The sequence below is a fragment of the Pseudomonas sp. ENNP23 genome (genome assembly GCF_001728945.1).
GTDB lineage: Bacteria > Pseudomonadota > Gammaproteobacteria > Pseudomonadales > Pseudomonadaceae > Metapseudomonas > Metapseudomonas otitidis.
On sequence record NZ_LYSP01000041.1, the window covers coordinates 1 to 26,071 of the forward strand.

Below are 26,071 nucleotides of genomic sequence, written 5' to 3' on the forward strand. Positions count from 1 at the left end.
CGCTGTGAGCCAAATGCGAAAGCAGCCATGACCTATCCACTCAACGCAGACCGCCAAAGCGCCGGTAGAAGCCTTCGCTGGCGTCGGGCAGCGGGCCGTCGGCGGTTTCCAGGTTGGCGTTCAGCCACTCCTCGGCCTTGGCGTAGATCAGGCGGTAGATGTTGCGGCACAGCTGGCGGGCCGAGCGGCCTTCCCAGTCGCTGGGCAGCAGTTCGTCCGGCAGTTGCGGGTCGCGTAGCAGCAGGCGGCGGTATTCGTGGATCAGCAGCGTGCGGGCCAGCAGGCAGTCCTCCGGGTCCAGGCTTTCCTGCTCGCGCAGGGCCTGCCAGAGCGGGCGGAACAACTGGATGAACTCGCGGTAGTGCTCGCCCAGCTCGTCCAGCCGCCAGCTTTCGCGCACCTGCATGCGCAGGGCCTTGGAGGCCAGCACATCCTGGGCACTGGTCTCGAAGACGATGCTGTCCTCCAGAGCGTCCAGCTCCTGCAGGGTGGTGGTGAGGTCAACGCGGTCGCAGCGGGGGTTGGCCAGCACGGTCGGCGCGATGGCGCCGAAACCCTGCCATTCCAGCTCCTCGCGCACCTGCTTGCGCTTCTCCTGGGGCAGTTGCGACAGCACCACCAGGTGCCAGGAGCCATCCCAGGCCGGGATGCCGGAGCTGTAGACACGCTTGAAGGCCTTCTCGAAACGCCGGCGGCCGGTGCCGGTGAGGCTGTAGTAGCTGCGCCGCCCGACCTTCTCGGCACTCAGCCAGCCGTCCTTGGTGAGGCGGAAGATCGAGGTGCGGATCAACCGTTCGTTGATGCCGATGGGCTCCAGCATCTGGATCAGGCTGCCCAGCCAGACGGTGCCGCCGTGGGGTTCGATGGCATCCCCGTAGAGGGTCATGATCAGCGAGCTGGCGCGAATGGGAGTCTGCTGCTGGAAGCGGGTGATGAGCTGGTCCAGGGGCACGAGGGAGGTCATGGGCATACGGGGTCGTGAAGGGATGCCGACTATACCCGCACGCCTCACGATGGGGCCACAGGCGTCCGAGCCCATCAGCGCGCCTCGCCCTTGGGCCGCAGTCCCGGGTCGCTCATGCGCGGCCGGCCGGGTTCTACCTCGGCCAGCGGTTCGCAGGGTTCGAGCGCCGCCAGGCAGCGCTGGGCCAGGCGCTGGTACTCGCGGGTGCCGGCCTGCTTCCAGGCCACCTCGTCATCGCTCAGCACACGGCGCACCTGGGCGGGCGAGCCCATCACCAGGGACTGCGCATCGCAGGTGAAACCCGCCTTGACGAAGGCCGTGGCGGAAACGAAGGAACGTGCGCCGATATGCGCGCCATCCATCACCACCGCATTCATGCCCACCAGGGCGTCTTCGCCGATCTGGCAGCCATGCAACACCGCGCCGTGGCCGATGTGGCCGTTGCGCGCCACCACCGTGTCGCTGCCGGGGAAGCCATGCATCACGCAGGTGTCCTGGATGTTGGCGCCCTCCTCCAGAACGACGCGCCCGAAGTCGCCGCGCAGGCTGGCCAGCGGACCGACATAGCAGCGCGGGCCGATGATCACGTCACCGATCAGCACCGCGCTCGGGTGCACATAGGCAGTGGGGTGCACCACCGGAACCAGTCCATCCAGGCTGTAACAGGCCATGGGCGTTTCTCCTTCTCAGGCTCAAGCCTTATTCGATTCAAAAATACGTAGCTCTTGTATCACATGGAAACACCTTCAAAAAAGCGCTGGAATCACGATCAATCCGCCAATCAACGATCAATAAAGGCAGACAAGCCCTGTAGAAGGGTTTTCACGACAACCAAGCACGATCTTTTAAGACACGCTTTCTATTTTTTGATTTGTTGTTTTGTATCGCGTTATGCCTATACTGCCGCCGCAACGGATGGCGACCCGTCGCGAACGCCCGGGTCACACGCCATCTCACCAACAAAAGCGGCATGCCTGAGCCGCGCGTGCACCAGAGGACGTTCGTCATGCCTCGTACCCTTGCTGTCCTGCCGCCCGAACTGGGTGTCCGCCTGATCACCCTGCAGCGCCCCGAGGCGCTGAATGCGCTGAACACCGAGCTGCTCGGCGAGCTGGCTGCCGAACTGGACCAGGCCGAGCAGGACGCCGACACCCGCGCGGTGGTGATCACCGGCAGCCGCAGGGCCTTCGCCGCCGGTGCCGACATCCAGGAGATGGCCGAGCGCGACCTGGTGGGCATCCTCAACGACCCGCGCCAGGCCCACTGGCAACGCATCGCCCGCTTCGGCAAACCGCTGGTGGCCGCCGTCAACGGCTTCTGCCTCGGTGGTGGCTGCGAGCTGGCCATGCACGCCGACATCCTCATCGCCGGTGAAGACGCCCGCTTCGGCCAGCCGGAAATCAACCTCGGGATCATGCCCGGCGCCGGCGGTACCCAGCGCCTGCTGCGCGCCGTGGGCAAGTCCCTGGCCATGCAGATGGTGCTCACCGGAGAAGCCATCGACGCCCGCCACGCCCTGCGCGCCGGGCTGGTCAGCGAAGTGACCCAACCCGAGTTCACCGTCGAGCGCGCCCTCGCCATCGCCCGGCTGATCGCCCAGAAGGCGCCGCTGGCCGTGCGCCTGGCCAAGGAGGCCGTGCTCAAGGCCGAGGACACCGACCTCGCCAGTGGCCTGCGCTTCGAGCGCCATGCCTTCACCCTGCTGGCCGGCACACGCGACCGCGACGAAGGCATCCGTGCCTTCCAGGAAAAGCGCCGTCCCGACTTCACCGGCCAGTAACCGCTGGCCGCCCTCTCCCGCCGCCCTGGAGCGCCCGAGACATGACCTTCGAACACATCCTCTTTTCCATCGAGGCGGGTGTCGCCACCCTCAGCCTCAACCGACCCGAGCAACTCAACAGCTTCAACGCCCAGATGCACGGCGAAGTCCGCGAGGCCCTCAAGCAGGTGCGCCAGGACCCAGCGGTGCGCGTGCTGCTGCTGACCGGAGAAGGCCGTGGCTTCTGCGCCGGCCAGGACCTGGCCGACCGCAACGTCGCCCCCGGCAGCGAGGCACCGGACCTGGGGGCCTCCATCGAGCAGTTCTACAACCCGCTGATCCGCACCCTGCGCGACCTGCCCATGCCGGTGGTCTGCGCCGTCAACGGCGTCGCCGCCGGGGCCGGGGCCAACATCCCCCTGGCCTGCGACCTGGTCCTGGCCGCCCGCTCCGCCAGCTTCATCCAGGCCTTCTGCAAGATCGGCCTGATCCCCGATTCCGGCGGCACCTGGACCCTGCCGCGCCTGGTGGGCATGGCCCGTGCCAAGGCCCTGGCCCTGCTGGGCGAGCGCCTGAGCGCCGAGCAGGCCGAGCAGTGGGGGCTGATCCACCGCGTGGTGGACGATGCCGCCCTGCGTGACGAGGCCCTCAAGCTCGCCCGTCACCTGGCCACCCAGCCGACCTACGGCCTGGCGCTGATCAAGCGCAGCCTCAATGCCAGCCTGGACAACAGCTTCGACCAGCAACTGGAACTGGAGCGCGACCTGCAGCGCCTGGCCGGTCGCAGCGAGGACTACCGCGAAGGCGTCAGCGCCTTCATGGCCAAACGCACCCCGGTCTTCAAAGGACGCTGAACCCATGCCCGCCCTGCCCCAAACGTCCCTCGTCGCCGTGATCGGCACCGGTGCCATGGGCGCCGGCATCGCCCAGGTGGCGGCCCAGGCCGGCCACCCGGTGCGGCTCTACGACAACCGCCCCGGTGCCGCCGCCCAAGCCGTGGACGGTATCGACCGCCAGCTCGGCCGCCTGGTGGAGAAAGGCAAGCTGGATGCCGCCGAGCGCCAGGCCATCGTCGCCCGCCTGCAACCGGCGGAGACGCTGGAGGCCCTGGCCGACGCACGCCTGGTGATCGAAGCCATCGTCGAGAACCTGGAGATCAAGCGCGCCCTGCTGCTGCAGCTGGAGGCGCTGTGCAGCCCCACCTGCATCCTCGCCAGCAACACCTCCTCGCTGTCCATCACCGCCCTGGCCGCCGGGCTCGCCCACCCGGGAAGGATGATCGGCCTGCACTTCTTCAACCCGGCACCGCTGATGGCCCTGGTGGAAGTCGTCTCGGGCCTGGCCAGCGACCCGGCCCTGGCCGACGCCCTGTACGCCACCGCGCGTGCCTGGGGCAAGCAGCCGGTGCACACCCGCTCCACCCCCGGCTTCATCGTCAACCGCGTGGCCCGGCCCTTCTATGCGGAAAGCCTGCGCCTGCTGCAGGAAGGCGCCGCCGACTGCGCCACCCTCGACGCCCTGATGCGCGAGGCCGGCGGCTTCCGCATGGGTGCCTTCGAACTCACCGACCTGATCGGCCACGACGTCAACTACGCCGTCACCTGCTCGGTGTTCGAGGCCTACTACGGCGACTTCCGTTTCCAGCCCTCGCTGATCCAGAAGGAGCTGGTGGACGCCGGCCGCCTCGGGCGCAAGAGCGGCCGTGGTTTCTACGACTACACCGAAGGCGCCCAGCGCCCGACGCCGGCCGCGCTCTCCAGCGAGCGGACCGTGGACGGCTGCGTGGTGGAAGGCCACCTGGGCGTGGCCGAGCCGCTGGTGGCGCGCCTGCAGGCCGCCGGCCTGGCGGTGACCCGCCGCGACGGCGCCGGCCTGCTGCGGGTCGGCGATGCCGTGCTGGCCCTCTCCGACGGCCGCCTGGCCAGCCAGCGCGCCCACGAGGACGGCCTGGCCAACCTGATGCTGCTGGACCTGGCGCTGGACTACGCCGAGGCCAGCCGCCTGGGCATCACCTGGGCCGCCAGCACCTCCGCCCTCGCCCGCGACCAGGCCGTGGCGCTGCTGCAGCGCGCCGGCATCACCGCCACGCCGTTGGCCGACATCCCCGGTCTGGCCGTGCTGCGCACCGTCGCCATGCTGGCCAACGAAGGCGCCGATGCGGTGCTGCACGGCGTCGGCTCGGCAGCGGACATCGACCTGGCCATGCGCGCCGGCGTCAATTACCCCAAGGGCCCGCTGGCCTGGGCCGACGCCATCGGCCTGGCGGCGCTGCTGCGCACCCTGGACAACCTGCAGGCGGCCTACGGCGAGGCGCGCTATCGCCCATCGCTGCTGCTGCGCCGCCACGTCGCCGAAGGGAGGACCTTCCATGACCAACCATGAAGCCCTGTCCCTGGCGGAGGCCTGCGGCAGCGCCCTGTTCGAGCGCGACAGCGCCAGCCAGGCCATGGGCATGCGCCTGCTCTCCGTCGCACCCGGCCGGGCGCAGATGGGCATGACCGTGCGCGCCGACATGGTCCAGGGCCACGGCACCTGCCACGGCGGCTACCTCTTCGCCCTGGCCGACTCGGCCTTCGCCTTCGCCTGCAACAGCTACAACGAAGCCACCGTGGCCATCGGCTGCAGCATCGACTACGTGGCCCCGGCGCGCCTGGGCGACACCCTCACCGCCCAGGCCAGCGAGCAGAGCCGCAGCGGGCGCACCGGCAACTACGACGTGCGCATCGAGAACCAGAACGGGCAACTGATCGCCCTGTTCCACGGCAAGTCCTACAAAGTGCGCGGCACGGTGCTCGCGCAGGAGACCCCTGATGAGTGATGTCCAGATGAACGTGGCCCTGATCATCGACGCCGTGCGCACCCCCATCGGCCGCTACGCCGGGGCGCTGTCCGGCGTGCGTGCCGACGACCTCGGCGCGGTGCCGATCCGCGCCCTGATGGCGCGCCACCCGGAGCTGGACTGGAGCGCCATCGACGACGTGATCTACGGCTGCGCCAACCAGGCCGGCGAAGACAACCGCAACGTCGCCCGCATGGCCGCCCTGCTCGCCGGCCTGCCGCAGAGCGTGCCCGGCACCACCCTCAACCGTCTCTGCGGCTCCGGCCTCGACGCCGTGGGCAGCGCCGCCCGCGCCCTGCGCTGCGGCGAAGCCGGGCTGATGATCGCCGGCGGGGTGGAGTCCATGTCCCGCGCGCCCTTCGTCATGGGCAAGGCCGACACCGCCTTCTCCCGCCAGGCGGAGATCTTCGACACCACCATCGGCTGGCGCTTCGTCAACCCGCTGATGCAGGCCGGATTCGGCATCGACTCCATGCCGGAGACCGCGGAGAACGTCGCCGAGCAGTTCGGCATCTCCCGCGCCGACCAGGACGCCTTCGCCCTGCGCAGCCAGCAGCGCGCCGCCGAGGCCCAGGCCAGCGGGCGCCTGGGCAAAGAGATCGTCCCCGTGGAAATCCCCCAGCGCAAAGGCCCGCCCAAGGTGGTGAGCCAGGACGAGCACCCGCGCGGCGACACCACCCTGGAGCAACTGGCCAAACTGGGCACGCCCTTCCGCCCGGGCGGTTCGGTCACCGCCGGCAACGCCTCGGGCGTCAACGACGGCGCCTGTGCCCTGCTGCTGGCCAGCCCCGCCGCCGCCCGGCGCCACGGCCTCAAGGCCCGCGCCCGGGTGGTCGGCATGGCCACTGCCGGGGTGGAGCCGCGCATCATGGGCATCGGCCCGGTCCCGGCGACCCGCAAGGTGCTGGAACTGACCGGGCTGTCCCTGGCCGACATGGACGTGATCGAACTCAACGAAGCCTTCGCCGCCCAGGGCCTGGCCGTGCTGCGGGAGCTGGGCGTGGCCGACGACGACCCCCGGGTCAATCCCAACGGCGGCGCCATCGCCCTCGGCCACCCGCTGGGCATGAGCGGCGCGCGCCTGGTGACCACCGCCCTCCACGAACTGGAAGAACGCCAGGGCCGCTATGCCCTCTGCACCATGTGCATCGGCGTCGGCCAGGGCATCGCCCTGGTCATCGAAAGGCGCTGAAACGCTACGCCCGAGCCCGGGCGAACAGCGCGGAGTATGCTGCTCGCCTGCACTCGCAGCCCCTCACCGGCTGTCGACTACAACAACAATTCGAGTGACCCATGATGAACACGATCGCCTCCACCGCCTTGCTCGATCCCATGGAAACCGCCAGCGTCGACGAACTGCGCCAGCACCAGCTGGATCGCCTGCGCTGGAGCCTGAAGCACGCCTACGACAACGTCCCGCTGTACCGCCGCCGCTTCGACGAGGCGGGCGTCCACCCGGACGACCTGCAGTCCCTGGAAGACCTGGCGCGCTTCCCCTTCACCGGCAAGAACGACCTGCGCGACAACTACCCCTACGGCATGTTCGCCGTGCCCCAGAGCGAGGTGGTGCGCCTGCACGCCTCCAGCGGCACCACCGGCAAGCCGACGGTGGTGGGCTACACCCGCAACGACATCGACACCTGGGCCGGCGTGGTGGCGCGTTCCATCCGTGCGGCCGGGGGGCGCAAGGGTGACAAGGTGCATGTGTCCTACGGCTACGGCCTGTTCACCGGCGGCCTGGGCGCCCACTACGGCGCCGAGCGCTTGGGCTGCACGGTGATCCCCATGTCCGGCGGCCAGACCGAGAAGCAGGTGCAACTGATCCGCGACTTCCAGCCCGACATCATCATGGTCACCCCGTCCTACATGCTGAACCTGGCGGACGAGATCGAACGCCAGGGCATCGATCCCCATGACCTGCCCCTGCGCCTGGGCATCTTCGGTGCCGAACCCTGGACGGCCGAGCTGCGCCGCGCCATCGAGGAACGCATGGGCATCACCGCGCTGGACATCTACGGCCTCTCGGAAATCATGGGCCCGGGCGTGGCCATGGAATGCGCCGAGACCAAGGACGGCCCGACCATCTGGGAGGACCACTTCTACCCCGAGATCATCGACCCGGTGACCGGCCAGGTGCTGCCGGACGGCGAGTACGGCGAGCTGGTGTTCACCTCCCTGTCCAAGGAGGCGCTGCCGATGATCCGCTACCGCACCCGCGACCTCACCCGCCTGCTGCCCGGCACCGCGCGGCCGATGCGGCGCATGGACAAGATCACCGGGCGCAGCGACGACATGCTGATCATCCGCGGCGTGAACGTGTTCCCCACCCAGGTGGAGGAACTGGTGCTGAAGGTGCGCGCCCTGTCGGAGAACTACGAGATCCACCTCTACCGCGACGGCAACCTCGACGGCATCGAGATCCACGTCGAGCCGCGCCCGGGCCAGGAGCCGGCCAACACGGCCCAGGAGCTGGCCCTGTGCAGCGAGCTGGGCAAGCTGATCAAGACCTACATCGGCATCAGCGCGCGGGTGGTGCTGCGCCCGCCCTTCTCGCTGAAGCGCTCCGAGGGCAAGGCCTGCCACGTCTACGATCGGCGCAAGGCCGGCTGAGCCACGCCGCCGCCGGGAACGGGCCTGCGCCCGTTCTCAGCGGGGCGCGGGCTCGATCACGAAGCGATAGGGGTTGTCCGGCTCACTGAAGCGCAGGCGATAGGTTTCGGCCGAGGCGGCTCCGTCACTGCGCCGGTAATCCATCTGCACGCCCGGCGGCAGGTCGCCCGGGCCTTCCAGGTAGTGGGTGTCGGGATAGAAGAAGACGCCATTGCCCCCTTCGCGCACCGCCCCGCAGGCGGCGAACAGCGGCGGCAGCACATGCAGGTTCCCGCCCCTCACCACCAGCACGCCGCTGTAGCGGGCCATGCGTCCGCTGCCGTTGTAGTGCAGCTCCAGGCACAGGTCCGTGCCCTGTTGCCAGGCGGTGACCGAGGCCAGCGATTCCGGGTCCTGGGGCGAGATGCCGCCCCAGTCCGCCGGGGCGAGGTTCACTGCGTCCGCCAGCGACAAGGTGCGCCCGGCCACCGCCAGGGTGCTGCCATCGAACACCAGCGCCGGCCAGCCGGCCGGCGCCTCGCTACCCAGCGCCCCGGGCGCGCTCCACAGCGCATCCGGGTAGCGCTCGGCCGCCACGCCGAGGGCGTTGGTCCACAGGCAATGACGGGGCTCGTCGGTGCAGGCCTGCTGCAACTCGAGCCCCTTACCCGGGAACAGGTTCCTGCCGAGGCCGGCATAGAACCCCTCATAGCCCTCGTAGGGCGCTGCCAGCAGCGGGCCGGCGGCCAGCCCCAGCAGCGCCCCCAGTGCCAGCTGCCGTGTGCGCACGTCAGCCGCCGACCGGGGTGCACAGTTCCACCAGCAGGCCGTCCGGGCAGCGCAGGTAGGACACCACCTGGCCCCAGGGCCGTGCCACTGGCGGGGCCAGCTCGCGAGCACCTGCCGACAGCGCGCGCTGGTGCGCGGCGGCCACATCGTCGGTGACCAGGCCGATCTCCATGCCCAGCGGCTGGGCGGAAGCGTCGGCACGCACGTGGCCGCCGGGGAAGTTGTAGTCGCCCAGGGCATGGTTGGCGAAGGCCAGGGTGGTGGCGCCGGTCTCCACCTCGCCGTAGTCGCCGGACTCGTGGAGGAAGCGCGTCGGCAGCCCGAAGGCCGCTTCGAAGAAGGCCAGGGAAGCGGGTACGTCGCTGACGTAGAGGATGGTGTAGCCGAGTTTCATGGTCGTACGTCCGTGTTGGCTAAGAGACCCGGCATCTTCCTCGCTCACCGCCGCGCCCACAAGCGGCCCATTGGTCGGCACGCTTTGGCAGGGTGACGAAACCCGTGTCGAATGAATCCAGGCACGCCGTACCGCCTGTCCATGAGTCCACCCAGGAGATCGACCATGACCCTCTACGTCGACGGCTATGTACTGGCCGTGCCAACCGCCTCCCGCGAGGCCTACCGCGAACTGGCCGAGCAGGCCGCCACCGTGTTCAAGGACTGCGGCGCCCTCAGCGTCTGCGAATGCTGGGGCGATGACGTCCCGGAAGGGACTCTGACGTCCTTCCCCATGGCCGTGCAGTGCAAACCGGAGGAAACCGTGGTGTTCTCCTGGATCACCTGGCCCTCGAAGGCCGTGCGCGACAGTGGCATGCAACGGGCCATGGAAGACCCGCGCCTGAAGACCGACCCCGCCGGAATGCCCTTCGACGGCAAGCGGATGATCTTCGGCGGGTTCGAGGTGCTGGTGAGCGCCTGACCGCTTCGCTACCTCAGCACCCCCAGCAACTGCCACAGGCGCCGCGACTCGGCGTCGGCGTTGAGCAGCTCGTCCAGCAGGCTGCTCAGCGGCTGGTGGCCCCACTCCACCGCGCGGCGGATCACATAGGGCACCGGGCTGTGGGGCTCGGTACGGGCCAGGAAGTCGGCAATCTGCGCCAGTTGCCGGTAGGCCTCCTCGCGGCTGCTGGGCGCACCGACGGGCAAGGCGGCAACGGCGGCAGTGGCCGGTGCGGCCTCGTGCTCGGGGGTGGAAACGGGCGACGGCATGGGCGGCACCTCGGGGACATAGGGAAGACGTTCGTGGATGAAGGCATGCAGGGTTTCCAGGGCACCGCGCAACGTGCCGAAGCCTGGTGCCAACTCGCCCAGCCACGCGTCGCAGCCGCGCTCGAGGCGTGCCAGCTCGGCCAGCGCCTGGCCCAGCTCGGCGTCCAGGGTGACGAACTGCTCGACGGGCAGGCGCCGCAGTGCCTCATCCAGCTTGCTCTGCTCAAGCCGCGCGGCTTCGGCAGCGGCCTTGGCCGCCTTGCTGTCGCCGGCCTGGACCTGGCGCTGCTTGAGGCGCTGCCAACTGGCCAGGGTGACCTCGGCCAGGTCGCCCTCCACCACGCCCAGCATCGGACAGCGGGTCAGCAGCAACTCGCTGTAGCGCCGCGCCACCCACTCCAGGGGCGCCACCCGCCAGGAGCGGTCGTCATCCTCGGCGCGCGGGTGCAGGTCGTCCGGGTAGCGCGCCCAGAGCCCGGCCAGCAGGCCCAGGGCCGGGGCAGCGCCATGCAGGCCATGGCGCATCAGCCAGGCCTCGCCGAGCCAGGCGGCGAGCATCAGGTCCTTGCTGCGGCGACACAGCAGCTCACCGGCCAGCGCCTCAACGCCACCCCAGTCACCGCGCTTGAGTTCCGCCTGCCAGACGCCCTCGGGCAGCGAGGGGTCGTCCTCGCGACGCATCTGCCGCAGACGGTCCATCTCGGGGGCGTGACGCAGGTTCTCACCGCAGGGTTCGCCGTCGGAAATCGGCGCCAGCAGGTCGTCGAGGCTGGGGCCGGTGGGTTGCCAACTCATGGGGTTACCTGGGAACTGACGAAGGAATCGGGCCGCCAGCCGTCGAACGGCGAGCGCGGCGCGCGCACCGGCAAGGGCTGCAGCGACAGGGGCTGCTTGCCGCCCTGGGCCATCAGCGACAGGCGCAGGAACATCAGCGCCTCCGGCTCGCCCTGGGTCACGCCGCGCACGGGCACGCGCAGGGTCAGCGGGAAGTCGGTGTAGTCCGGGCTGGGCTGGCGCTGCGCGACCACATGGGTGCGCAGCAAGCGCATCAGCGCCCAGGGCCCGCGGTACTCCCAGCCGACCTCCAGGTCGTTGACCGCCATGCTCGGTTGCAGCGGGTCGATGCCCGGCCGCTGGCCGCTGTCCTTGGCCCAGCGCAGCAGCAGGTGCAGCGGCTCGCCGGCATTCCACAGCAGCCGGCCGGGCTCGCCCGGGAAGGCGATGCTGCGATCTGCAGCGTGCAGGGACCAGGCGATCACCTGGTCGGCCCCGCGTTCACTTTCACGGTCGCTGCGCCAGCGCACCTCCATGTCCAGCCCCAGGGCGCCGGACTTGTCGCGCTGCAGCAGCGGCCCGAGCCAGGCCCGCGCCTGTTCCAGACGGGTGAGGAAGTCCTCGGCGGCAGGCCGGTCGGCGGCCTGACCCCACTTGAGCCCCTCGCGGGCGGCGGCCAGGTGGGTGTCGATCAGCTCCACCAGGTGCTGCACCCGGGCCGGATCGGCGTCTTCGGTCCGCAGGCTGTAGGCGAAGGGGAAACGCCCCGCCAGGTACTGGTTGAAGTAGACGGCCAGGGCGTCCCAGGCCTGGGCGGCCTGCTGCCGCTGCAGATCGCTGCAACGCTGGGCGGCCTGCTCGCGCAGCGCCTGGGAGCGGCGCGCCAGGTCACCGGCACCGGTGGACAGGGTGGCGGTGGTGAGCACCTGCTGGCAGGAGCCACGGTCCATCTCGACGAAGTCGCGGGCCACCAGTTGCTCGAACAGGGCCGGCGAGCTGGTGGGGTTCTGCGCCTTGTACTTGACCATCTCCTCGCTGAGGGCGGCGAGGCGGTGCACCCGGTCCTGCTCGGCGACGCTCAGCTCGGGCAGGTCCTGCAGCCAGGCCAGGGCCGGGGCAGCGCCCTCACAACTGCCCTGGATGGCACCGAATTGCTGGGCGAGGCTGGTCTTCAGGTCCTGCACATCGCTGGCGCGGAACAGGCGCAGGCCCAGCTCGCGGGAGCCGTCCCACTGGGCAATGTCGTAGCGCTGGGTGAACAGCGGCATGGTGTCGATGCTGGCCAGCGCGCCGTTGACGTCGGCCATGGCCATCCGCGTGAGCTGCCCGCGCAGGCTCCCGGCGAGGTCGTGACGGCCCACTTCCCGCAGCGCCTGGAGCACCTGCTGCGCCTGGTCCACCGGCACGTCGAAGAGCCGCCCGGTGGCACCCGGTGCTCGCTCCGGCGAGGCCACCAGGCTGGCCCACACGGCGCGGGCCACCGCTTCGCCGGCGGCGTGGCGCATGCCTTCGCGGTAGTCCGAGGGGATCGGCGCCATGGCGCTGGCGACGAAGGCACGGTAGCTCTCCACGTAGCTGAAGGCCTGGGTCAGGGCGCGGGCATCGACGTTGCGCAGGCTGCGCGGGTTGGCATCGCCCGAGTCCTTGCGCAGGGCCGCCACCGTGAAGTCCCGCCGCAGCAGGTCGTCGATGGCGCGGTCCAGGGCCACCACATGGTCCTGCAGGGCCAGGGTGTTGCCGGCCTGGCGCTGCAGCAGGGTCAGGTCGTTTCCGCTACCGGCGATCCACTGCCCATGGAAGCTGCGGCGCAGCTTGTTGGCCTCATCGTTGAGGCCCTGCTCGACGCTGCTCCCCAGCAGGCTGCTCTGGCGCACGGTCTGCATCAGGTTGCCGTAGCCGGGCACCAGTTCCTCGCCATTGGTGTGGCTCCAGGCGGAGTTGGTCAGGGCGAGGATGTCCTGCAGGCGCGCGATGCGGGCACGGATGGTTTCCAGGTCCGCCAGCGAACTGCCCTGCCCCCGGCGCAGACTCTCCAGGTGGATGCGCAGGTAGGCCGCCGGCTCGACGAAGTTCTCCGCCAGGAAGTACTGGGTCAGCCAGAGCTTCATCAGGGTCTGGAAGTTTTCCGTCAGCGGCTCGCGCGCATTGCGCAGGTCCAGCGGTGCCAGCCCGGCCCCACCCAGGTTGCGCAGCACCTGGTCGTAGTAGGCGCGGCGATGAAGGCTGGCGCTGTTCAGCTCCATGCCCAGCGTGGTGTTGGCCAGTTGTGCCAGGGGTTCGAGCACGCCCTTGTCACCGGACAGCGCATCGGCCAGCCAGCGGTTCTGTTGCTCCAGGGCGGCGGCGCCGTTGGCCAGGTTCCGTGCCTTGACGTAGTTGGGCCAGTCTTCCGGTACCTCGCCCTCGACATTGGTGCGGCGCTCCGTCGGGCGGATCGCCAGCAGGCGCTCCAGCTCCACCTGCTCCAGTTGCAGCACGGGCGACAGGGCCTCGCTGCGGGCCAGGGTGCGCAGCATCTCGTCCATGCGCGCGTTCTGGCTGGAGAACCAGGAGGTGGGATAGACCAGCGCGGAAAAATGCCAGCGCGGCGCCTCGCGCAGCAGGTTCCAGAAGCCCTGGATATTGCGCCGCGCCTGCTCCTGGCTGCGGGCCGGGTCCTTGAGCTGCACATGGGCGTTCTGCGTGACCTGCACCAGGCGGGTCAGCTCACGGGCATCCTCCCGCCCGTCATTCCAGACCCAGACCATGCCCAGCAGCCAGCACACACCGACCACCCCGGCGACCACCGCCGTCACCCGCTGCCAGCGCTGGCGCAGGTAGAGGATGCGCGGAACGGCCTGGGCCAGCCCCTGTTCGGCGAGGAAGCGCTGGCGCCACAGACCGGCGGCGAAGGCCGGCTGCTGCGGTTGGGCCTCGCCCGTGCCGACCGCCCACGGATCGGCCGGGCCGCCCAGGGCACGCGCGCCACTGAAATAGATGCCCCGCAGACGCGGCGCCTCGCCCTGGGTGTTGCCCTGGAACACCGGCTCCAGCAGCGCTCGCAAGTGGGGGCGCAGGCTGTCCAACTGACCCGGCAGGCCGTACAGGTCCTCCCCCAATTCGCCGCGCAGGGCGCCCACTTCCATCACCGTGGCCTGCAGGGCCTGCATCACCTGGTCGAGGCCGTCATCCAGCCAGTAGCCCTGCCAGCCGGCGTCCAGGCTATGGGGCGAGGCCCAGCCCAGCAGGCGCTCGCGGGCCTCCTCGGGCAGGGCATCGAGCAGTTCGAGGAAGCCGGGCATGTCCTCCATGCAGGTGACCATCACCTGCACCGGCAGGCTCAGGCCCAAGCGCTGCATCAGCTCGCTGAAACGGCGACGCGCGGTGATGGCGTCCGACGCCAGTTGCGCCTCGTTCATCAGGCGCGACAGCGGCACCACCCAGATCACCCCATCCAGCGGGCGCTGGCCGCGCAGGCGCAGCAACATGCCGAGCAGGCGGCGCCAGACGAAGGCCGGGGCGGTGCCACCCTCCTCCGGCAGGAACAGGCTCTGCGGCACCACCAGCAGGCTGCCGTCCGGGTCGGCCCACCAGCGGCCGAACCAGGCCGGGCGGCCCACCGGGGCCAATTGCCAGTCCGGGGCCAGCAGCGCGCCCTCGCGGGGGTCGCCCACCAGCATCAGCCAGGGCGTCTGGTAGCGGTCCTGGGTGCCCTGGTCGTGCTCCATCTTGCGCACGGCGTTGTAGAAGGTGCGGATCGCCGCGCCGGACTGGGTACGCAGCCACCAGTAGAGGGCGCCGAGGGCCACCAGCGCGAGGATCACCAGGAAGACGGTCAGGGCGATGGCGAAGCCGCTCATTCGGCGCCTTCCTTTTCATCGATCAGTTGGCCCAGGTGCATCACCGGCTCCAGTTCGGACTGGATGTCGCGCCAGAACCCATGGCCCACGGCGGTCAGCAGCAGGAAACCGGCGATGACCGCCAGGGTCAGGCGGAAACCGTCAGGCAATGTGCGCCGCAGCGGCAAGCGCAGCGGCGCCGCCTGGGTCGGCCGCGCCAGGCTCTGCAGGGCCCCCTGAGGATCGGGCTCGCGCTGCCAGGCGAAGGTGAACAGCGCCCGCCGCCAGCGTTCGTGGAGCACCCGCCCCCGCTCCCCGCGCAGTTGCCCCTGGAAGCCCAGCACCAGGCATTGCAGGTAGACGTTGGCCAGGTCGCGGGTGGACGGCGCGCGGGTCTGCAACAGGGTACGGATGGCCCCCGGCAGGCGCTCGCCGGCGTTGCGCGAGTTGTAGAGGCGCATCTCCAGTGGACGTTCCTGCCAGGTGGACTGACCGCGCCAGGAGGTGAACAGGAGGCTTTCATCCAGCAGCGCGACGAAGGCGTAGACCGAGGCCTTGACCTGGTCCGCGGCGGAATCACCGACCCGGGAGAAACCGCTGCGCCACAGCCGGCGGACGATGCGCGTGGCGGCCTCGGCCACTTTCTCCACCAGCTGCGGCTCGGGGTCGTCGAGGTCTTCCAGCAGGTCCCAGGCCCCTCGCCATTCCAGCCAGGCTTCGCGGAAGGCGAGGCTCAGAGGGGCCTCGCCGAACTCGGGCGGATAAAGGGCCAGACTCCTTTCGGGCATGTGCGCGTCCTTGGCTGATCAGGCGGTCTCAGTGTCCTGGTTGACGAACAGCACCACCTGCCAGGGACCGACCTGGGCCGCCTGGCCGGGGACGATCAGGCAGAAGCGCTGCTCCGGGTCGAACCACTCCCCCGCGGCCTGGACCACGAACAGCCGGGTGTCCTCGCCCACGCCGTAGGCCAGTTGCTCGGCGCGGCTCATGCTCTGGTGGCCCAGGCCGCTCATGCGCTGGCGGGCCAGGGTGGCGACCTTCGATTGCGAGGCGATGATGGCCTGGCCGAGCCAGTCCAGCGCACCCTGCTCGCCTGCCCCCGCCGGCATGCGCAGGCCGATCACCAGGCGCTGGCGGGAGGAACGGGCGTCGGGCAGCTGAATGGCGAAACCCTGCTCCAGGCTCTGGAACGGCAGGCAGCGGTAGCCGACGCGGATGCGCGCCAGGACGACGTCCAGCCAGTCGAGCACCTCGTCATAGCCTCGCTTGAGGTCCAGGTAGTCCAGGGGAGCGAACGCGGGCACGCCGGCCACCGGGTCCAGCGCGCACCAGGCGCCGGCCATGCCCACCAGCAGGCCGTGGAGGCGATCCGGGGTGGCGACGCGGCTGTTCAGCGCCGCTTCCACTTCCGGCAGGCGTGCCCACAACGCGGTGAGCTGGCGGCCGATCTCGGCGCGGTCGTCGTCCTGCCCGGCCTGCTCGGCCTGGCGCAGGCGCCCGCCGAGGAACAGGCACTTCTCCCGCGCCCGGGCGCAGAGTTCGGCCACCGCGCGGCCGAGGTCGGACTCGGGGAGGATGCGCGGCGTCGGCGCGACATAGGGCTGGCGCACGAAGCCACCGCCCTCCTTGGCAATGCGCAACAGCGGCAGGCACACCGAGTCGGCCCGGCCGCTGTCGGTGACCAGGCGCGCGGCAGGCCGCCAGACCAGGATAGGTTCGGGGTGCTCGCCACTGGCCAGGTCCGGCACCGCCTCGCCCACCTGGGACTGCAGGCGACCGCGCAGCGGCAGCACCTGGCCGCTGCGGCCGAGGGGGTTGATGGCGAGGTAGACGGTGGTGCTGGCAGTGGGTGATTCGGCGATGGCGGGACCGACATCCAGCTCCAGGGTGGCACCGTCGCCGGGCTGCAGGCTCACCGGCAGGCCGTCGGGGAGGATGGCCTCCAGGGCCAACACACGGATGAGGCCGGCACTGAGCGCGGCGGGGTCGAGTTCGAGTTGGCCGAGTCCCCAGAACCAGGGGTTGGCGGCGTGACCGAAACGGGCGGCGAGGACTTCGGCGCGCAATCCCTGCAGCTGGAAATGCTGAGGCAGCAACTGCATGCCCTCATGCCAGCAGACCGCGTCAGGCAACACGTTCATACCACTCCCCTTCGACATCCTTGACCATCCCACAGTGCGGTTTCCCGCTGTTTCAGGGGCTCGGGTTCACCGCCCGTCATCACCCATCAGGCGCATCTCTCGGCTGTCGAACCTGAGCCACACACGGCTCTGCTCATCCAGCCGCAGGCGGTGAGCACCGGGTGTGTTATAGCCGGCGAAGACCAAAAGTCCAGCCGAGCGGCGGCCGGAAAACGGAAAGTCCTGAACCTGCATCAACTGCCCCGGAACCAGCTCCAGGCTCCACACGGAAAACTGCGTGCGGTAGTCGCGGCGGTACTGTTCGCGGTCGCTGAACCACTGCCGCGCGTTGACGCTGGAGAGCAGCTTGAACAGGTCCGGGTCGTCCACCGCCACGAAATCCACCGCCAGGGGGGTGTCGTCGTTGGCACGGGGGGCGACATCGAGGGTGACTTCGTCGAGCTGGACGCGCGGCGCGAACAGCCAGGCGCAGCCGGCCAGGGGCGATACGGCGAGGGCGAGCAGGAGGATGCGGAGGCGGGAGTTGAAACGTCCGTGCTTCATGGGGGTCCGTTCTTGGCTGCGTTTGCAAATTTATAAACCTGTTCTAGCGTGTCTGGATAGTTCGTCTGACAGACGAATCGCAGGACCGCCACGGACAGGCACCGGCTCCAGGCCGCGTCTTTCCGGCGGCCTCGCAAGGGAGTGCAATGACAGGCAGCGTCCGAGGCATTGCGCTCGAAGCATTGCATCGGAGCCCCCTCACCATGGCAGAAAGCACGCAGCACAAGCTGGACCGGATTCGCCCGCCCCGCGTCCAGATCACCTACGACGTCGAGATCGGCAACGCCATCGAGAAGAAGGAGCTGCCCCTCGTGGTCGGCATCCTCGCCGACCTCTCCGGAAAACCCGACACCCCCCTGCCCAAGCTGATCGAACGTCGCTTCACCGAGATCGATCGCGACAACTTCAACGAGGTGCTCGCCTCCATCGAGCCACGCAGCACCCTGCAGGTGGAGAACACCATCAGCGGCGACGGCAGCAAGCTCAACGTCGAACTGCGCTTCCGTCATTTCGACGACTTCGACCCGGTCAACATCGTCAAGCAGATCACCCCGCTGCGCCGTCTCTACGAGGCCCGCCAGCGCCTGCGCGACCTGCTCACCAAGCTCGACGGCAACGACGACCTCGACAAGCTGCTGCAGGAGGTGGTGAGCAACACCGAAGGCCTGCAGGAGATCAAGTCCGCACGCCCCGAAGGCGAAGCGCCGGCTGCTGAAGGCAGCGCCGCAGCCGATGGCGAAGCACCGGCCGAACCGGCCTGACCGACCCCCGAATTTCCGGAGACAACGCAATGGCAACCGAAGCCGGTGCATCCAGCGAGAGCACGACCCAGACCCTGACCCTGCTCGACCGCATCATCGCCGAGGGCCGCATGGCCCACGACGAGAGCCAGCAGGGCTATGCCCGCGACATGCTCGCGGAGTTCGCCACCCAGGTCCTCGACGAAGGCATGGCCATCGACAAGGACACCGTGGCCATGATCAACGACCGCATCAGCCAGATCGACAAGCTGATCAGCGACCAGCTCAACGAAGTCCTGCACCACCCCGAGCTGCAGAAACTGGAAGCCTCCTGGCGCGGCCTGCACATGCTGGTGGACCAGACAGAGACCAGCAGCCGCCTGAAGCTGCGCCTGCTCAACGTCACCCAGAAGGAGCTGCAGAACGACCTGGAGAAAGCCGTCGAGTTCGACCAGAGCGCGCTGTTCAAGAAGATCTACGAAGAGGAGTACGGCACCTTCGGCGGGCATCCATTCAGCCTGCTGGTGGGCGATTACGCCTTCGGCCGCCACCCCCAGGACGTGGCCCTGCTGGAGAAGCTCTCCAACGTCGCCGCCGCGGCCCATGCGCCTTTCATCGCCGCCGCCAACCCCAAGCTGTTCGACATGAACAGCTTCACCGAGCTGGCCGTGCCCCGTGACCTCAGTAAGATCTTCGAGAGCCTGGAACTGATCAAGTGGCGCAGCTTCCGCGAGAGCGAGGACTCGCGCTACGTCTCCCTGGTGCTGCCAAACTTCCTCCTGCGCCTGCCCTACGGCCCGGACACCAAGCCGGTGGAAGGCATGGACTACGTCGAGGACGTCAACGGCACCGACCACTCCAAATACCTCTGGGGCAACGCCGCCTGGCTGCTGGCCGTGCGCATCACCAGCGCTTTCGCCAAGTACGGCTGGTGCGCGGCGATCCGTGGGGCCGAAGGCGGTGGCGCGGTGGAAGGCCTGCCGGCCCACACCTTCCGCACCCTGTCCGGCGACCTGTCGCTGAAGTGTCCGACCGAAGTGGCGATCACCGACCGCCGCGAGAAGGAGCTGAACGACCTCGGCTTCATCTCCCTCTGCCACAAGAAGAACACCGACATGGCAGTGTTCTTCGGCGGCCAGACCACCAACAAGGCCAAGGTCTACAACACCAACGAGGCCAACGCCAACGCACGCATCTCGGCCATGTTGCCTTACGTGCTGGCCGCCTCGCGCTTCGCCCACTACCTGAAGGTGATCATGCGCGACAAGGTGGGCAGCTTCATGACCCGCGACAACGTGCAGACCTACCTCAACAACTGGATCGCGGACTACGTGCTGATCAACGACAACGCACCCCAGGAGATCAAGGCCCAGTACCCGCTGCGCGAAGCCCGCGTGGACGTCTCGGAAGTCGCCGGCAAGCCGGGCGTCTACCGCGCCACCGTGTTCCTGCGCCCGCACTTCCAACTGGAGGAGCTGACCGCCTCGATCCGCCTGGTGGCCAGCCTGCCGCCGCCGGTAGCGGCCTGACCCGACGCCCCTGCCGGCCGCTCCGGCGGGGGCTCGCCTCTCTCATGATCCACCCCGTTTCCAGACCCAGGAGTTATCCGCGATGGATGCCATCATTCTCGACCTCGGCGACGACATCAAAGGCGACAGTCTGCTCGAGGGCTACACCGACAAGATCGAGTTGATGTCCTACAGCCACAACGTGGCGATGCAGGTCACCAACGACGTCAGCAACTCGGAACGCACCTCCGGCAAGCCGCACATCGGCGAGTTCACCGTCACCAAGTTCGTCGACACCGCCACCCCTTCGCTCAACGAATACTGCTGCGCCGGCAAGCCCATCACCAAAGCCACCATTACCATCGGCCGCAACGCATCCGAAAGCGACGGCAAGCTGCTGCCCTTCATCGTCTACACCCTCGACAACGTGGTGCTTTCCAACGTCAGTGTCAGCGGCGGTGCCGGCGGCAAGCCGGTGGAAACCCTCTCGCTGAACTTCACCAAGATCAAATGGGAGCTCACCGCGCAGAAGGACGACGGCACCAAGGAAGGCACCGCCGCCTCCACCTGGGACCTGGCCGCCAACAAGCTCGTCAAGTAAGGACGCCGCCGCTCCATGCCGTACAGCGGACTGCTGCCCCCCCTGTTCGAGCGCCTCTCCGCCCAGGCGGACGAGGCGCCGGACTTCGACCGCGACGCCCTGGCCGAGTCCGTCCGCCTGGAGCTGGCGCGCCTGCTCAACACCCGTCGCCCACCCCGCGCACCCGGCCGGCCACTGACCGTGCTGGACTACGGCATCGCCGACTGGAGCGCCCTGCAAGCCCTGCGGGTGGATGATCGGCGCCTGCTGCTACGGGAACTGCGCGCCGCCGTGCAGCACTTCGAACCCCGCCTGCAACTGAGCGAGATCGAGGTCGAGGCCCTGCCCGACCAGCCCCAGCGCCTCGGCATCCGCCTGGCTGGGCACCTGCGCTGCGGTCGCCGCAGTTGGCCGGTGCTGTTCCTCCTCGCCCCCGGCGACGACGGCCTGGAGGTGCGCCATGAGCGACTCGATTGATGCCGACCTGCTGGACTACTACCAGCGCGAACTCACCTGGCTGCGCCACGCCGGCAACAGCTTCGCCCAGCGCTACCCGAAGGTGGCGCGGCGCCTGGAACTGGCCCCTGGCGAATGCCCGGATCCCCACGTCGAACGGCTGCTGGAAGGCTTCGCCCTGCTCAGCGCGCGGCTGCACCGGCGCCTCGACGATGACTACGCCGAATTCAGCGACGCCCTGCTGGAGCAGCTCTACCCCCTGGTGCTGAGGCCCCTGCCCTCTTGTGCCATCGTGCAGTTCGAGCCCGACCCGACCCAGGGCAGCCTCGCCGAAGGCTACCGCCTGCCCCGCGACACGCCGCTGTTCGTCACCACCCGCGACGGTGCCAGCGTGCACCTGCGCACCAGCGCCGAAGCCGTGCTCTGGCCGCTGCGCATCCGCGAAGCGACCCTGCTGGACGGCGACGCCGCCGTGGCCTTCTCCGGCCACCCGCGCGCGCGCTCGGCCCTGCGCCTGACCCTGGAATGCCTGGGCGAATTCGACTGGCCGCAACTGCCGGTACGCCACCTGCGGGTGCACCTGGCCGCCTCGCCAATGACCAACGCCACCCTCTACGACCTGCTCGGCGCCCACAGCCTCGGGGTGTGGAGCGGCGCCCCGGACAGCCCGCTGCAGCCGGTGCCCGGCGAGATCGCCCCGGTGGGATTCGCCGACGACCAGGCGCTGCTGCCCGACGAAGACGGCCAGCACCCCGGCCTGCGCCTGCTGGCGGAGTACTTCGCCTTCCCCGACAAGTTCGCCTTCTTCGACCTGCCGCTGCTGCCACCGGCCAGCGGCGGGCGCGACTGCCAGGTGCTGATCGCCTTCGACCGCGCCCCAACGGGCCGACCGCACCTGCAGGCCAGTGAACTGCGCCTGGGCTGCGCCCCGGCCATCAACCTGTTCCCGCGCACCTCCGAGCCCCTGCGCCCGGACGGTACCCGCAGCGAATATCGCCTGGTGGCCGACGCCCACCGCGAGCGCAGCGTGGAGATCCACAGCATCCGTAGCGTCCGCGCCGCCACGCCCCAGGGCGTGCGCCGCGTGCCGGCCTACTACGGCCACAGCCATGCCGGCTCCGGCCTCTACTGGCACGCCCGGCGCGTCCAGGGCCTGAACCCGGCACGCCCCGGCAGCGACCTGCTGCTGAGCCTGGTGGACACCGCCTTCGACCCGCTGCACGACGCCCCCGAATACAGCCTCACCGCCGAGCTGCTGTGCACCAACCGGCACCTGGCCGAGAACCTGCCCGCCGGCACCCGCCTGGGCTTCGAGCGCCCCGGCCCGGTGGCCCTGGCCAGCCTGCTGGCACCGCCCACGCCACAAAGCCTGCCGCGCCTCGCCGGCCCCTCGCGCTGGCGCCTGGTGTCCCAGCTCAGCCTCAACCATCTGTCTCTGGTGGAAGGCCCCGAGGCCCTGGACGCCCTGCGCGAACTGCTGCACCTGCACAACCTGCGGGACGAAGCCGGACCCCGGCGCCAGGTGGATGGCCTCGTGGAACTCACCAGCGAACGGGTGGTGGCGCGGGTCGGCGAGGACGCCTGGCGCGGCTGGCGCAACGGCCTGGAGGTACGCATCCGCCTCGACCCACAGCACTTCGCCGGCAGCAGCGCCGTACTGTTCTCCGCCGTGCTGGCGCAGTTCTTCTCCCTCTACGCCACGCCCAACCGTTTCGTGCGCACGGTGCTGGTGGATCACGACAAGGAGGTGCGGACATGGCAGCCCCAGGCCGGCAAGCCCCTCAGCCTCTGAGCCAGCGCCTGCGCGACCGGCCCCAGGCCTTCGAATTCCTCCAGGCCCTGTTGCTGCTGGAGCGCGAACGCCCCGACGCCACGCCGCTGGGCCAGGGCAGCAGCCCGGACGACGAGGCCCTGCGCCTGCGCGGGCCACTCACGCCAACCTTCGCCGCCAGCCAGGTGGAACGCCTGGAGGAAAGGCCGGGGCAGCCCCCTGTGCTGAGCACCGCCGTATTCGGCCTCGGCGGCCCCGACGGCCCGCTGCCCTACGCCTATCAGGAATGGCTGCAACAGCGGGCCCGCCACAAAGACCACGCCCCGGCGGAATTCCTCGACCTGTTCCAGAACCGCCTGCTCGCCCAGCTCTACCGCGTGCTGGGCCGGCATCGCCTGGCCCTCGGCTTCCAGCCGCCCGAACAAGCCCCCGTGCAGCCGCCGCTGCTGGCCCTGGCCGGCCTGCTGCCGCGCAGCCTGCAACAGCGCATGGACCTGCCGGACGCCGCCATCACCGCCCGCGCCGCACTGTTCAACGGCCCGCGCCGCTCCCTGGCCGGCTTCGCCGTGCTGGTGCGCCACCAGTTCGGCGTGGCGGTGGACTACGAGGCCTACCAGGGCGCCTGGCGGGAGATCCCCCCGGCCAGCCGCAGCCGCCTGCAACGCGGCGGCCGCAACCTCGGCCTGGGCCGCAACGCCATCGCCGGCACCCGGGTGTGGGACGAGCACGCGGGCATCCGCCTCACCCTCGGCCCGCTGGGCACCGAACAGGCCAATGCCTACCTGCCCGGCGGCGCCCAGCACCGACGCCTTGCCGACCTCGCCGGCCTCTACCTCGGCCCCGACCTGGATTGCCACCTGCGCTTGCTGGTGCGCCCCGGCGCGCCGTTGCGCCTGGACCGCCAGCAACCGCCGCGCCTGCGCTGGAGCGGCGGCCTGCACCTGGCCGCCGCAAGCACCCTGCAACGCATCGATACCCGCCTGCGCCACAGCGATAGCGGCCTGCCACACAAGGAGACGCCCTGATGGAACTCGCCGCGCTCATCGGCCGCCTCAACGCCGACAGCCGCCGCGCCCTGGAACGGGCCGCCCAGCGTTGCCTGCAACGCACCCACCACTACGTGGAGATCGAGCACCTGCTGCTGGAGCTGCTGGATATAGAAGGCGGCGACCTCGCCTGGCTGCTGCCGCGCTTCGGCCTGGAGCGCGACGCCGTCGCCACCGAGATCAACCGCGCCCTGGAGCTGTTCAAGGCCGGCAGCACCCGCACCCCAGCCCTCTCCGCCCAGACCATCGGCCTGCTGGAAGATGCCGTGGTGCAGGCCAGCGTGCAGGGCCAGGCGAGCATCCGCTCCGGCCTGCTGCTGCTGGCCCTGCTGGACCGCGACGAACGCCGCAGCCTGCTGCTCAACAGCGCCTCCTCGCTGCTGCGCATCCCCCGCGAAGCCCTGCGCGCCAACCTGCTGGAATGGACCCAGACCTCCCGCGAGCACAGCGGCGGCCCCGGCCCGGCCGGCAAGGCCCGCCCCGCCCAGGAAGCGCCCCAGGACAGCGTGCTCGACCAGTACACCCAGGACCTTACCGCCGACGCCCGCGCCGGACGCATCGACCCCATCGTCGGGCGCGACGGGGAGATCCGCCAGAGCATCGACATCCTCCTGCGCCGGCGGCAGAACAACCCCATCCTCGTCGGCGCCCCCGGCGTCGGCAAAACGGCCGTGGTCGAGGGCCTGGCCCTGCGCATCGCCGCCGGTGACGTGCCGCCGCCCTTGCAGAACGTCATCCTGCGGGTGCTCGACCTCGGCCTGCTGCAGGCCGGCGCCGGGGTCAAGGGCGAGTTCGAGCAGCGCCTCAAGGGCGTGATCGACGCCGTGCGCAACAGCGAGCAGCCGATCATCCTGTTCATCGACGAGGCCCACACCCTCATCGGTGCCGGCGGCAGCGAGGGCGGCAGCGACGCCGCCAACCTGCTCAAGCCGGCCCTGGCTCGGGGCGAGCTGCGCACCCTGGCCGCCACCACCTGGCTGGAATACAAGAAGTACTTCGAGAAGGACCCGGCCCTGGCCCGCCGCTTCCAACTGGTGCAGGTGGAGGAGCCCGACGAGGCCACCGCCGTGGAGATGCTGCGCGGCGTCGCTGCCAAGCTGGAGCAGCACCACGGCGTGCAGGTGCTCGACAGCGCCATCCATGACGCAGTCAAGCTCTCCCACCGCTACATCTCCGGTCGCCAGTTGCCGGACAAGGCCATCAGCGTGCTCGACACCGCCTGCGCCCGGGTCTCCCTCGGCCAGCACGACGTGCCGCCACCGCTGGAAAGCCTGCGCCACCGTCAGCAGGCCCTGGGCGAGGAACTGCAGCGCCTGCGCCGGGAACAGGCCACCGGGCTCGACCACCGCGAACGCATCACCGCCCTGGAGCAGGAGTCCACCGGCAACCAGGCGGCCATCCGCGAGCTGGAAACCCGTTGGGGCGAAGAGCGCGAAGCCGTGCGCGAGCTGCTGGAAGCCCGCCGCGAACTGCTGGCCCTGAGCGAGAGCGCCGACGCCAGCCACCCCGACGAAGCCCTCGACGAGCGCATCGACCACCTCGCTGCCGAACTCACCCGGCTGGAGGCCGGCCTCGACGCCATCCGCCAGGACGACCCCCTGGTGCCCGAGCAGGTGGACTCACGCACCGTGGCCGCCGTGATCGCCGGCTGGACCGGCATCCCCATCGGCAAGATGCTTGCCGACGAAGCCTACGCCGTGCGCACCCTCGGCCAGCGCCTGGGCCAGCGGGTCATGGGCCAGGACAGCGCCCTGGGCACCATCGCCCAGCGCATCCAGGCCTACCGCGCCGGCCTCACCGACCCGGCCAAACCGGTGGGCGTGTTCCTGCTGGTGGGCCCCACCGGCGTCGGCAAGACCGAAACCGCCTACGCCCTGGCCGACGCCCTCTACGGTGGCGAACGCAACCTCATCAGCATCAACCTCTCCGAGTACCAGGAAGCCCACACCGTCAGCCAGCTCAAGGGCGCCCCGCCCGGCTACGTCGGCTACGGCACCGGCGGCGTACTCACCGAAGCGGTGCGCCGCCGCCCCTACTCCGTGGTGCTGCTGGACGAAATCGAAAAGGCCCACCCCGACGTGCTGGAAGCCTTCTACAACGTCTTCGACAAGGGCGTGATGGAAGACGGCACCGGCCTGGTGGTGGATTTCAAGAACACCGTAATGCTCGCCACCAGCAACGTCGGCGCCGAACTGGTGCTGGACACCCCCACCGACCAGCTCGGCAGCGACGCCTTCAACGAACGCCTGCGCAAGGTGCTGCTACAGGCCTTCCGCCCCGCCTTCCTCGCCCGTATGACCGTCGTGCCCTACCGCCCGCTGGATGAAGCGACGCTGGAAGGCATCGTCCTGGCCAAGCTGGAAAAACTGCGGGAACGCTACAAGGCCGCTACCGGCAAACAGTTCGACTTCGACCCCGCCATCGTGAAAGCGGTGCTCGCCAAGTGCAGCGCAGCCGGCGCGCGGGATATCGAGAATGTGCTGATGGCGCAGGTGACGGGGAAGTTGGCGGAGTGGGTGTTGGAATAAGGTATGCAAAACAAAAATAC

At 69.7% G+C, this 26,071-nt stretch carries 23 protein-coding genes; 14 read left to right on the forward strand and 9 right to left on the reverse strand.

Going from position 1 to position 26,071, the window contains the following annotated elements; translation table 11 throughout:
* Positions 1-40 precede the first annotated feature (40 nt).
* Both paaX and paaY read right to left on the reverse strand, forming a co-directional pair.
* A complete protein-coding gene (gene paaX, locus A9G05_RS20750; RefSeq protein ID WP_069562789.1) occupies positions 41-964 on the reverse strand; it encodes a phenylacetic acid degradation operon negative regulatory protein PaaX in 924 nt (307 codons plus the stop codon).
* 74 nt (positions 965-1,038) lie between these two features.
* A complete protein-coding gene (paaY, locus tag A9G05_RS20755) occupies positions 1,039-1,635 on the reverse strand; it encodes a phenylacetic acid degradation protein PaaY (RefSeq protein WP_069562750.1) in 597 nt (198 codons plus the stop codon).
* Between the two features lie 335 nt (positions 1,636-1,970).
* Between paaY and paaF the strand changes: the two genes are divergently transcribed.
* From paaF to paaK, 6 genes are all read left to right on the forward strand, one after another.
* Positions 1,971-2,744, forward strand: a complete 774-nt coding sequence (paaF, locus tag A9G05_RS20760; RefSeq protein WP_069562751.1) for a 2,3-dehydroadipyl-CoA hydratase PaaF — start codon at positions 1,971-1,973, stop codon at positions 2,742-2,744.
* 41 nt (positions 2,745-2,785) lie between these two features.
* A complete protein-coding gene (gene paaG, locus A9G05_RS20765; RefSeq protein WP_044403980.1) occupies positions 2,786-3,577 on the forward strand; it encodes a 2-(1,2-epoxy-1,2-dihydrophenyl)acetyl-CoA isomerase PaaG in 792 nt (263 codons plus the stop codon).
* Between the two features lie 4 nt (positions 3,578-3,581).
* A complete protein-coding gene (paaH, locus tag A9G05_RS20770; protein ID WP_069562752.1) occupies positions 3,582-5,105 on the forward strand; it encodes a 3-hydroxyacyl-CoA dehydrogenase PaaH in 1,524 nt (507 codons plus the stop codon).
* On the forward strand, positions 5,092-5,541 hold the full coding sequence (paaI, locus tag A9G05_RS20775; protein ID WP_069562753.1) for a hydroxyphenylacetyl-CoA thioesterase PaaI: 450 nt from the start codon (positions 5,092-5,094) through the stop codon (positions 5,539-5,541). The genes paaH and paaI overlap by 14 nt, the downstream gene beginning before the upstream one ends.
* Positions 5,542-5,548: 7 nt before the next feature.
* Positions 5,549-6,754, forward strand: a complete 1,206-nt coding sequence (pcaF, locus tag A9G05_RS20780) for a 3-oxoadipyl-CoA thiolase (protein ID WP_218187204.1) — start codon at positions 5,549-5,551, stop codon at positions 6,752-6,754.
* Between the two features lie 104 nt (positions 6,755-6,858).
* Entirely contained in the window at positions 6,859-8,172 is a 1,314-nt protein-coding gene (gene paaK / locus A9G05_RS20785) for a phenylacetate--CoA ligase PaaK (RefSeq protein WP_044404129.1), read from the forward strand.
* A gap of 36 nt (positions 8,173-8,208) precedes the next feature.
* Here paaK and A9G05_RS20790 read toward each other — a convergent pair whose 3' ends face one another.
* Together A9G05_RS20790 and A9G05_RS20795 are read right to left on the reverse strand one after the other, a co-directional pair.
* Positions 8,209-8,940 carry a hypothetical protein gene (locus tag A9G05_RS20790; RefSeq protein WP_069562755.1) on the reverse strand — a complete coding sequence of 244 codons (732 nt, stop codon included), beginning with the start codon at positions 8,938-8,940 and terminating at the stop codon, positions 8,209-8,211.
* Between the two features lies 1 nt (position 8,941).
* A complete protein-coding gene (locus A9G05_RS20795) occupies positions 8,942-9,334 on the reverse strand; it encodes a VOC family protein (protein ID WP_069562756.1) in 393 nt (130 codons plus the stop codon).
* A gap of 165 nt (positions 9,335-9,499) precedes the next feature.
* On the opposite strand from A9G05_RS20795, the gene A9G05_RS20800 reads away from it, so the two are divergent.
* On the forward strand, positions 9,500-9,856 hold the full coding sequence (locus A9G05_RS20800; protein ID WP_044403997.1) for a DUF1428 domain-containing protein: 357 nt from the start codon (positions 9,500-9,502) through the stop codon (positions 9,854-9,856).
* A gap of 8 nt (positions 9,857-9,864) precedes the next feature.
* On the opposite strand, the gene tssA is transcribed toward A9G05_RS20800, so the two are convergent.
* The 5 genes from tssA to A9G05_RS20825 form a co-directional block, all read right to left on the reverse strand.
* Positions 9,865-10,941 carry a type VI secretion system protein TssA gene (gene tssA, locus A9G05_RS20805; RefSeq protein WP_069562757.1) on the reverse strand — a complete coding sequence of 359 codons (1,077 nt, stop codon included), beginning with the start codon at positions 10,939-10,941 and terminating at the stop codon, positions 9,865-9,867.
* Entirely contained in the window at positions 10,938-14,759 is a 3,822-nt protein-coding gene (locus A9G05_RS20810; RefSeq protein WP_069562758.1) for a type VI secretion protein IcmF/TssM N-terminal domain-containing protein, read from the reverse strand. The genes tssA and A9G05_RS20810 overlap by 4 nt, the downstream gene beginning before the upstream one ends.
* Entirely contained in the window at positions 14,756-15,526 is a 771-nt protein-coding gene (locus A9G05_RS20815) for a DotU family type IV/VI secretion system protein (RefSeq protein ID WP_069562759.1), read from the reverse strand. Before A9G05_RS20815 ends, A9G05_RS20810 begins: the two co-directional genes overlap by 4 nt.
* Positions 15,527-15,544: 18 nt before the next feature.
* Entirely contained in the window at positions 15,545-16,879 is a 1,335-nt protein-coding gene (gene tssK / locus A9G05_RS20820) for a type VI secretion system baseplate subunit TssK (RefSeq protein ID WP_069562760.1), read from the reverse strand.
* A 66-nt stretch (positions 16,880-16,945) separates the two neighbouring features.
* Entirely contained in the window at positions 16,946-17,422 is a 477-nt protein-coding gene (locus A9G05_RS20825; protein WP_069562761.1) for a type VI secretion protein, read from the reverse strand.
* Positions 17,423-17,625: 203 nt separating this feature from the next.
* Between A9G05_RS20825 and tssB the strand changes: the two genes are divergently transcribed.
* From tssB to tssH, 7 genes are all read left to right on the forward strand, one after another.
* Positions 17,626-18,183 carry a type VI secretion system contractile sheath small subunit gene (tssB, locus tag A9G05_RS20830; protein WP_069562762.1) on the forward strand — a complete coding sequence of 186 codons (558 nt, stop codon included), beginning with the start codon at positions 17,626-17,628 and terminating at the stop codon, positions 18,181-18,183.
* Between the two features lie 29 nt (positions 18,184-18,212).
* Positions 18,213-19,691, forward strand: a complete 1,479-nt coding sequence (gene tssC / locus A9G05_RS20835; RefSeq protein ID WP_069562763.1) for a type VI secretion system contractile sheath large subunit — start codon at positions 18,213-18,215, stop codon at positions 19,689-19,691.
* A gap of 82 nt (positions 19,692-19,773) precedes the next feature.
* Complete coding sequence (locus tag A9G05_RS20840; protein WP_069562764.1) at positions 19,774-20,271, forward strand: Hcp family type VI secretion system effector; 498 nt, start codon at positions 19,774-19,776, stop codon at positions 20,269-20,271.
* Positions 20,272-20,286: 15 nt separating this feature from the next.
* A complete protein-coding gene (gene tssE / locus A9G05_RS20845; protein ID WP_069562765.1) occupies positions 20,287-20,727 on the forward strand; it encodes a type VI secretion system baseplate subunit TssE in 441 nt (146 codons plus the stop codon).
* Complete coding sequence (gene tssF, locus A9G05_RS20850; RefSeq protein WP_069562766.1) at positions 20,711-22,498, forward strand: type VI secretion system baseplate subunit TssF; 1,788 nt, start codon at positions 20,711-20,713, stop codon at positions 22,496-22,498. The genes tssE and tssF overlap by 17 nt, the downstream gene beginning before the upstream one ends.
* On the forward strand, positions 22,462-23,502 hold the full coding sequence (tssG, locus tag A9G05_RS20855; protein ID WP_069562767.1) for a type VI secretion system baseplate subunit TssG: 1,041 nt from the start codon (positions 22,462-22,464) through the stop codon (positions 23,500-23,502). Before tssF ends, tssG begins: the two co-directional genes overlap by 37 nt.
* Complete coding sequence (gene tssH / locus A9G05_RS20860; protein ID WP_069562768.1) at positions 23,502-26,051, forward strand: type VI secretion system ATPase TssH; 2,550 nt, start codon at positions 23,502-23,504, stop codon at positions 26,049-26,051. The genes tssG and tssH overlap by 1 nt, the downstream gene beginning before the upstream one ends.
* Positions 26,052-26,071: the final 20 nt, after the last annotated feature.

Excerpts from the sequence above, each read along its gene's own strand:
- tssA (WP_069562757.1), bottom strand. The coding sequence starts at position 10,941 with ATGAGTTGGCAACCCACCGGCCCCAGCCTCGACGACCTGCTGGCGCCG.
- tssG (WP_069562767.1), top strand. The coding sequence starts at position 22,462 with ATGGCAGCCCCAGGCCGGCAAGCCCCTCAGCCTCTGAGCCAGCGCCTG.
- pcaF (WP_218187204.1), top strand. The coding sequence starts at position 5,549 with ATGAACGTGGCCCTGATCATCGACGCCGTGCGCACCCCCATCGGCCGC.
- paaY (WP_069562750.1), bottom strand. The coding sequence starts at position 1,635 with ATGGCCTGTTACAGCCTGGATGGACTGGTTCCGGTGGTGCACCCCACT.
- tssK (WP_069562760.1), bottom strand. The coding sequence starts at position 16,879 with ATGAACGTGTTGCCTGACGCGGTCTGCTGGCATGAGGGCATGCAGTTG.
- paaH (WP_069562752.1), top strand. The coding sequence starts at position 3,582 with ATGCCCGCCCTGCCCCAAACGTCCCTCGTCGCCGTGATCGGCACCGGT.
- A9G05_RS20825 (WP_069562761.1), bottom strand. The coding sequence starts at position 17,422 with ATGAAGCACGGACGTTTCAACTCCCGCCTCCGCATCCTCCTGCTCGCC.
- A9G05_RS20840 (WP_069562764.1), top strand. The coding sequence starts at position 19,774 with ATGGATGCCATCATTCTCGACCTCGGCGACGACATCAAAGGCGACAGT.
- paaG (WP_044403980.1), top strand. The coding sequence starts at position 2,786 with ATGACCTTCGAACACATCCTCTTTTCCATCGAGGCGGGTGTCGCCACC.
- paaK (WP_044404129.1), top strand. The coding sequence starts at position 6,859 with ATGAACACGATCGCCTCCACCGCCTTGCTCGATCCCATGGAAACCGCC.
- tssF (WP_069562766.1), top strand. The coding sequence starts at position 20,711 with ATGAGCGACTCGATTGATGCCGACCTGCTGGACTACTACCAGCGCGAA.
- tssE (WP_069562765.1), top strand. The coding sequence starts at position 20,287 with ATGCCGTACAGCGGACTGCTGCCCCCCCTGTTCGAGCGCCTCTCCGCC.
- tssB (WP_069562762.1), top strand. The coding sequence starts at position 17,626 with ATGGCAGAAAGCACGCAGCACAAGCTGGACCGGATTCGCCCGCCCCGC.
- A9G05_RS20795 (WP_069562756.1), bottom strand. The coding sequence starts at position 9,334 with ATGAAACTCGGCTACACCATCCTCTACGTCAGCGACGTACCCGCTTCC.
- A9G05_RS20800 (WP_044403997.1), top strand. The coding sequence starts at position 9,500 with ATGACCCTCTACGTCGACGGCTATGTACTGGCCGTGCCAACCGCCTCC.
- tssC (WP_069562763.1), top strand. The coding sequence starts at position 18,213 with ATGGCAACCGAAGCCGGTGCATCCAGCGAGAGCACGACCCAGACCCTG.
- paaF (WP_069562751.1), top strand. The coding sequence starts at position 1,971 with ATGCCTCGTACCCTTGCTGTCCTGCCGCCCGAACTGGGTGTCCGCCTG.
- paaX (WP_069562789.1), bottom strand. The coding sequence starts at position 964 with ATGACCTCCCTCGTGCCCCTGGACCAGCTCATCACCCGCTTCCAGCAG.
- A9G05_RS20815 (WP_069562759.1), bottom strand. The coding sequence starts at position 15,526 with ATGCCCGAAAGGAGTCTGGCCCTTTATCCGCCCGAGTTCGGCGAGGCC.
- A9G05_RS20810 (WP_069562758.1), bottom strand. The coding sequence starts at position 14,759 with ATGAGCGGCTTCGCCATCGCCCTGACCGTCTTCCTGGTGATCCTCGCG.
- tssH (WP_069562768.1), top strand. The coding sequence starts at position 23,502 with ATGGAACTCGCCGCGCTCATCGGCCGCCTCAACGCCGACAGCCGCCGC.
- paaI (WP_069562753.1), top strand. The coding sequence starts at position 5,092 with ATGACCAACCATGAAGCCCTGTCCCTGGCGGAGGCCTGCGGCAGCGCC.